At 47.0% G+C, this 449-nt stretch carries 1 pseudogene; it reads right to left on the bottom strand.

The window, feature by feature from the left end:
* Window positions 1–371: 371 nt before the first annotated feature.
* Window positions 372–449: pseudogene (locus C5470_RS23965) on the bottom strand (hypothetical protein); the annotation flags it as partial.

Raw genomic sequence — 449 nt, forward strand, 5'->3', positions numbered from 1 at the left:
CAGCAACTACTGCATTTGGGAAAACTAGTTTTTCACCAATTGACTCAGCCTCAGTTATAGGTAATGTACGATACAATAAGGAGGAGCCTGTGGATTATGTTCTCATCGGGGCGGATAATGAAGAAGGTGTGTAGCATTTATTCTTCCATATAAAAGGTTAACCACCGACTTTAGTCGGTCAGCTTTAGCTGAGATACTGTGTTGCATGGGAGGTGCAACATAGATATACAGATACGGTAGTCACACAGTATTTCAGATTGAATATCATTTTGATTGGGTTCGCTAGGGCTAGATTGTTCAGTGGAATAGGGGGTCCGCGCACATTTAACGACATAGACTTTCTGGCGAGGGGCAGCGCGTTGTGCCACCCACTCCAGCCCGTCCAGTGCCATATTAGCCAGAACCGGTGACGCGATACCGCCCTGTGGTGTTCCTGCCTTAGTGGGGTA

Origin of the sequence: Photorhabdus stackebrandtii (assembly GCF_011189495.1) — a bacterium.
GTDB lineage: Bacteria > Pseudomonadota > Gammaproteobacteria > Enterobacterales > Enterobacteriaceae > Photorhabdus > Photorhabdus khanii.